This window comes from Exiguobacterium sp. A1_3_1 (assembly GCF_048985645.1).
GTDB classification, from domain to species: Bacteria; Bacillota; Bacilli; order Exiguobacteriales; family Exiguobacteriaceae; genus Exiguobacterium_A; species Exiguobacterium_A indicum.
Window position 1 is genome coordinate 1 of the sequence record NZ_WBYY01000187.1, and the last position, 6,068, is coordinate 6,068.

Sequence of the window (6,068 nt, forward strand, 5' to 3'; positions counted from 1 at the left end):
TGTTACTCCTACCCTCGCTCGGTGGGACGTATCAGGACTGGGCGGACATTCTGACGAAACTGACACCGGACTACCGCGTCGTCAGCTTTCATCCACACGAATGGTCGGACGATTACATCGACGGGACGACCGGCATTTTACGGCAAATCAATCAGTTTCTTAACGCGACGAATATTGCGACTCCGGTTACACTCGTCGGCCATTCCTACGGTGGTCTTGTCGCGCAAGCTTTTGCTCTACATCATCCAGAACGTGTCGCCGGTCTCGTTCTCGTGGATGCGACGTCCGTTGATTTAGCAGAACTCGATCAGCTGGATACACCGATGCTCGAACGAGAAGGGGATGACGCCGTCTGGATCGATCGGTTCGAAGAACTATCAAAAGCAACTGATTTACGTGACCGTATCCCGGACGGGGATGACCGCACGGATTGGAACCCGGCGTATTACCGGTCGATGAATGCGATCATCTCGCAGTGGAAAGCTGATGCAAAAGATCTTCAACCACGCATGCGCGATCTCGGTGTTCCGTTGACCGTTCTTGGACGGGACAAAGCGCAGTCGATCGAAACGATGAGCGCTGCTGGTTTTCCAAAAGACGAACTGGAGCGGATGGAAGAGAAATGGCAGGAATTGATTCAGCGACAGGCGAATCTATCCTATCAGGCGAACGTGACGTTCGTTCCGGGAACATCGCACCTGATGCATCGCGATCGTCCGGACGTCATTGCAAACGCGATATTGACACTACATCAATTTAAGGAGTTTACCGTATGACACGTATGTATGTACTGCATGGTTTAATGGGAACGGCAGCAACACACTTTGCACCACAGCTATCCGCTTTAGCGGATGATTTTACGTTCATTCCGATTGATCTGCCTGGTCACGGAATGACGACGGAACCGGCAACGGAAGATTACTTATCACAAGCAACACGTGCCATCCGCGAACGGATGGCACAGGAAGGTCCAGGATGGATTCTCGGGTTGTCGCTTGGCGCAACGCTTGCGATGCAACTGGCACTCGACCCACCGGACGAACTCGAAGGGGTATGTATCACGGGTTTTTCACCATTCATTCCTAAAGCGATGGAGCCGCTGATGCGCAAGCAACGAGAGTTCTTCCTCGACCTCGAACAACAAGCACCGGAAATTGCCGACCAGTTCGAACAGTTGCATGGTCCTGCCTGGAAAACGACGGCGCGGGCAGTCCTTGATTTGATGACATTCCGTTTCCCGGCACTGACGGAAACGATGCTGCGGTCGATCAACTTACCGGTCGTCATCCTAAACGGAACGAATGAAACATACGAAGTCGACGCAACCGCGTTCGTTGCGGAACATGTGCCAAACGTCATCGTTTTACCAGTCGAGGGAGCCGGGCATACGGCGAATCTCGATCAACCGGAACGCTTCAACGCCTTATTGCTTCAAGCGCATCAATCCATGCTGACGACTTAAGCGATCATTCATCTTTTCTTGATACATCTGCTCATCTGCCTCATGCAGGACGTCGTCGACACGGCGTCCTGTTGTCGTATGAACGGCGCCGATTGCGAGTCCGATTTCGTGTGTCGCGAACGTCGAGCGAACGTGTTCGACGAATCCCTCGAACAGCTCAATCGACGGACTCTCGTCGATCAAGACGAATTCATCACCACCGATCCGGTAGCCATGGTCTGTCAAGCGGCGGATGCAAAGTCCTGTTTGTTCAAGCAAGGCATCACCGACCGCGTGACCGAACCGGTCGTTGAGCTCTTTTAGTTCATTCAAGTCAAGCAGAATCACCCCATACGCCGTCTTCTCTTGATCGAGTGTGTGGACAGCCTCGTTGAAGGCATGGCGATTCCCTAGACCAGTCAAGGCATCGATCCGGTATTGATCGAGCAATGCCTGTTGTGATTTCAACTGTTCGTCAATGTTACGGATCACCCCTTGGATGGCAACGATCTGCCCATTTTCGCAAATGGGTGTCGCATATTCTTCGAACCAGACGTACGTTCCGTCATTCGTCCGCCAGCGTTGCCGAAACGGCTGATCGTAGTCACAGTCGCCCGAAATCTTCGACATCAAGACTTCGATGTCTTCCGGATGAATCCGCGCGAAACACTCGTCCGGATCCATGTAGCTGGCTGCTGCCACGCCTTTCCCCATATGGTCATCGAGGGAAGGACTGATATAACGAAACCGATATTCCGGCTGCACTTCGAACACGTAGAAGATATCTTTACACAATGCGATTGTATCCGGCTGTTGCTGGCGGAATAACCGGAAACTGATCAACATGAGAAGACCACCTACAATCAATCCCAATACAAATATGACGTCCACCTCCTCTATTCATCGACCATCATATCATAATTGGGTTTTATTACCTATAATTTACAAAAAACACTCTACTTCAATCGTAGAGTGTTTTTGGATTAATCAAGCTCAATGCAGACACGAAATCCTCGGCTCGCATAATAGGAATCCGCTCCGTTGTGATAGATGAACGTCGTCTCATAACGACGATCTCCGAACAAAGCGCCACCTTTTTGACGGATCATGTCTGGTGTCGCAAGCCAACTGGAGGTTTTTTCGTCAAACGAAAACTGCGTCTGTAGTTCTTGATACTGTTCTGGTGTTAAGAGGTGCACCTCTAGCATCTCAATCATCGACTCGACACTTGCTGCGGGCGCATTTTTCTTGCGACCAAGTCGAGCAGATTCATCAAAACAGACACTTCGACGACCAGCTGGACTCTCTTTGGCAGTGTCGACGATGACGAGTCGTCCAGCAAGGGTTACGACATTCGGCTCGCCGCCTGTTTGTTCCATCCAAGCGAGGGCTGTTCGTTTGGATGACGTCAGGCGAGACTCGACCTCGTCATACGAAAGACCATCGTGGTAATTAGTAGTAGATTCAAAGCGATCACGAAATGTCCTGAGTTGTTCCTCCATCAGTAAAACCTCACTTTCCTAGTTCCTTTTTTCCATTATTCAATGAATCCGCTTCCAGTGCAATCGTTTAGTGACTGAATAAGTCAATCTGAAGACAATTGACAAATGAAATCGGACTGCCTACACTAATTGTACATATCCGGTTTCTGTTGCGATCGCGCGTACAGGAACGACATTCAGGAGAGGAGCCCAACCGTATGCGCTGGATCAGTTATGCGGCTGTTGTGACGATTCTTTCGTTCTTAGCGTTCACAGCATATTCGTTCTTGACGACGATCGACTTTGAGATCGTCTATCAGTTCGGAACGTTTGCGATGACGTTATCCTATTTTATCTTTGGTTTACCAATGTTGTGGATCGTCCGCCATTATCCATTGACCCTTCGTTTACTCATCTACGTGACGACGAGTAGTGTCGTCCTGTTTCTTTTCATTGGTTTGTATGAAGCGTGGCATGATGCATCGCTGTCTCCGCTACCACCAACCGGAAGCATGATTCAGTTCACGGCTCTTGCCTGTCTATTATTCGTTTTACCGTATGAGATCGTCTATCGTAAAAATTTTGTTTCCATTCAACCACGTATTTCTTGACAGTATTCTTGTTCCTCAAGAATGCTGTTTTTTATTTCCTTTCATTTAGAAGGAATTCCCAATAAATTCTTGAATAATACGTTATCACGAATTTTGGAGGGCTTACATATGGAAGGAACATTTCAATGCAAACAGATGGGAAAATCATTTTCGGGAGACGGTGTCGAGACACGTGCGTTACAAGACATCGAAGTGACGCTTGAAGCTGGTGACTTCATCTCAATCATCGGTCCATCAGGTTCTGGAAAGTCGACGTTACTCAGTCTAATCGGAACGCTCGATCGTCCGACGAGCGGGGAGTTGCATTACGACGAAAAACCAATCAATAAATTAAACAGCAAAGAGCTATCCGACTTCCGGTTCGAAAACATCGGCTTCATCTTCCAGCAGTTTCATTTGATTCCGACGCTGACAGCGCTTGAGAATGTCATGGCGCCTTTGTTCGGTCGAAAAGTACCATACGATAAAAAAGAACGCGCCGAGCAGTTACTTGCACAAGTCGGTCTTGCTGATAAAGCAGGCAGTTTGCCGTCGCAACTTTCCGGTGGACAACAACAACGGGTCGCCGTTGCCCGAGCACTCGTCCATGAACCGAAATGGTTGCTTGCCGACGAGCCGACAGGGAACCTCGATACGGATACAGGAGAAATCATCTTCAATCTCTTACGGTCACTAAACGAAGAAAAAGGCTGCGGCGTCCTGTTCGTCACCCACGATCCGGCACTTGCCGAACGGGCGAACCGAACGATCGAGATGCGAGATGGCGTCATCATCGAAGATCGTCTCGTCCGTGTCTGAGCCTCGTTTTTGAACTCCGTTCCTCCACCCTTTACACTGAAAGGGTAGAGGAGGAATGCGTGATGCGACTAGGAATACTGGATCAAGTGCCGTTACATGAGGGCGATACGGTCGAAGCGACGATGGAAGCGACGGAACGACTCGTCTTAGAAGCCGAGCGACTCGGTTATGAACGGTACTGGTTCGCCGAACATCATAATACGAACGGTTTGCTCAGTGCGGCACCGGAGTTGTTCATCGCCCGAATGGGTGCGAAGACGTCAAAAATCAAGCTTGGTTCAGGTGGAGTGTTGTTGCCGCAGTATCATCCACTGAAAGTCGCCGAGAGCTTTGCGACGCTCGATGCGTTTTATCCGGGACGGATCGAACTCGGAATCGGTAATTCTCCGGGCGGGAGCGAACGGACACGACTTGCGTTGACGGATGGAGAGAAAAATCGGGCAGCTGAGTTTAGTCGACTCGTCAATGAAACGGCGGGATTCTTGACAGACAGTCTATCGAATCGACACCCATACCGGATCGTCAAGACGACACCGCGTGACCGTCAACCGTCACCGATTTCGATCTTGGGTCTGTCGCCACGTAGCGCGCGGATTGCAGCCGAACAAGACCGTGGTCTCGTGTTTGGTCACTTCATCAATCCGGATCGTTGGGAAGAGACGCTCTCGACATATCGCGAGGCAGGTGGGAAGAACGTCATCGTCTGTATTTTCGTCATCTGTGCTCCGACACAAGAAGAAGCAGAACGTCTCGCTCGAACACAGGATGCCTGGATTCAAGGCGTCCGACTCGGGAATTCGATTGTTCCGTCGTTTACGACGACAGAAGCAAAGGTCTGGAATGACGTGCAAGCGGAGCGGATTCGTAAAGATCGCCGGCGAGCGATTGTTGGAACACCGGATGACGTTGTGCGAGAACTTGAGGCGTTAGCAACCCGTTATCAAACGGATCAATTTTTACTGATCAACAATGCCTTTGATCAAGAGAAACGATTGCAGTCGTACCAGCTCATCGCGGAACGACTACTCTAAACAGAACAGGACCCCTCGTTAGCTGTTTGGCTAATGAGGGGTCCTGTCTACAAATCTACAAATCTACAAATCTACAAATAATTAACGTTGAGCCGTTGGACGAATCAAGATCTCGTTGATCGCGACATCCTCTGGTTCGTTAACGGCATAGGCGATGGCACGTGCAATCGCGCTCGCATCGATCGCTTTCAAGTCACCAATCCCTTGTTTGATCTCTTCATCCGAAATATGGTCCTTCAGTTCTGTATCGACCGCTCCCGGTGAGATGATCGTTGCACGGATGTGATTGTCGACCGATTCTTCCTTACGAAGACCTTCCGTGATGGCGCGAACGGCGAATTTCGTACCACTATAGACGGCGCTTGACGGCATGACTTCGTGACCTGCGACGGACGAGATGTTGATGACGTGCCCGCTTTTTTGTTCGCGCATGTACGGGAGGACGGCTCCGATTCCGTGGAGAACACCTTTAATGTTGACGTCGACCATCGTGTTCCATTCATCCTGTTGATTTTTATGGAGGTGTGATAGTGGCATCAATCCCGCGTTATTGACGATGACATCAACTGAGCCGAACTTGTCTTTCGCAAGATTAGCGAGTGCGTCGACTTGTTCGCGATCAGTCACGTCCGTCACTTGATAGACGGCTTGACCACCTTCTGCTTCAACCGCTTTGACGAGTTCTTGCAAACGATCTTCCCGGCGT

At 50.1% G+C, this 6,068-nt stretch carries 8 protein-coding genes; 5 read left to right on the forward strand and 3 right to left on the reverse strand.

Annotated elements, in window-relative coordinates; genetic code table 11:
* Together F8N00_RS15510 and F8N00_RS15515 are read left to right on the forward strand one after the other, a co-directional pair.
* Nucleotides 1-776, forward strand: a 776-nt coding sequence (locus F8N00_RS15510; RefSeq protein WP_421018523.1) for an alpha/beta fold hydrolase, incomplete at its 5' end; no start/stop codon positions are given.
* A complete protein-coding gene (locus F8N00_RS15515) occupies nt 773-1,462 on the forward strand; it encodes an alpha/beta fold hydrolase (protein ID WP_421018524.1) in 690 nt (229 codons plus the stop codon). The genes F8N00_RS15510 and F8N00_RS15515, both read left to right, overlap by 4 nt.
* Here F8N00_RS15515 and F8N00_RS15520 read toward each other — a convergent pair.
* Entirely contained in the window at nt 1,424-2,287 is an 864-nt protein-coding gene (locus tag F8N00_RS15520; protein WP_023468378.1) for a sensor domain-containing diguanylate cyclase, read from the reverse strand. The two genes, F8N00_RS15515 and F8N00_RS15520, sit on opposite strands and share 39 nt — an antisense overlap.
* A gap of 137 nt (nt 2,288-2,424) precedes the next feature.
* Nucleotides 2,425-2,943, reverse strand: coding sequence for a DUF4256 domain-containing protein (locus tag F8N00_RS15525; RefSeq protein WP_421018525.1), 519 nt, complete (start codon nt 2,941-2,943; stop codon nt 2,425-2,427).
* Nucleotides 2,944-3,140: 197 nt separating this feature from the next.
* Here F8N00_RS15525 and F8N00_RS15530 point away from each other — a divergent pair, with 197 nt between their 5' ends.
* The 3 genes from F8N00_RS15530 (at nt 3,141) to F8N00_RS15540 (ending at nt 5,362) form a co-directional block, all read left to right on the forward strand.
* Nucleotides 3,141-3,533 carry a hypothetical protein gene (locus F8N00_RS15530; protein WP_421018526.1) on the forward strand — a complete coding sequence of 131 codons (393 nt, stop codon included), beginning with the start codon at nt 3,141-3,143 and terminating at the stop codon, nt 3,531-3,533.
* Nucleotides 3,534-3,641: 108 nt separating this feature from the next.
* On the forward strand, nt 3,642-4,331 hold the full coding sequence (locus F8N00_RS15535; RefSeq protein WP_421018527.1) for an ABC transporter ATP-binding protein: 690 nt from the start codon (nt 3,642-3,644) through the stop codon (nt 4,329-4,331).
* A gap of 62 nt (nt 4,332-4,393) precedes the next feature.
* On the forward strand, nt 4,394-5,362 hold the full coding sequence (locus tag F8N00_RS15540; protein ID WP_421018528.1) for an LLM class flavin-dependent oxidoreductase: 969 nt from the start codon (nt 4,394-4,396) through the stop codon (nt 5,360-5,362).
* Between the two features lie 81 nt (nt 5,363-5,443).
* On the opposite strand, the gene F8N00_RS15545 is transcribed toward F8N00_RS15540, so the two are convergent.
* Nucleotides 5,444-6,068 (reverse strand): SDR family oxidoreductase (locus tag F8N00_RS15545; protein ID WP_421018529.1); only part of this gene is annotated, 625 nt, incomplete at its 5' end.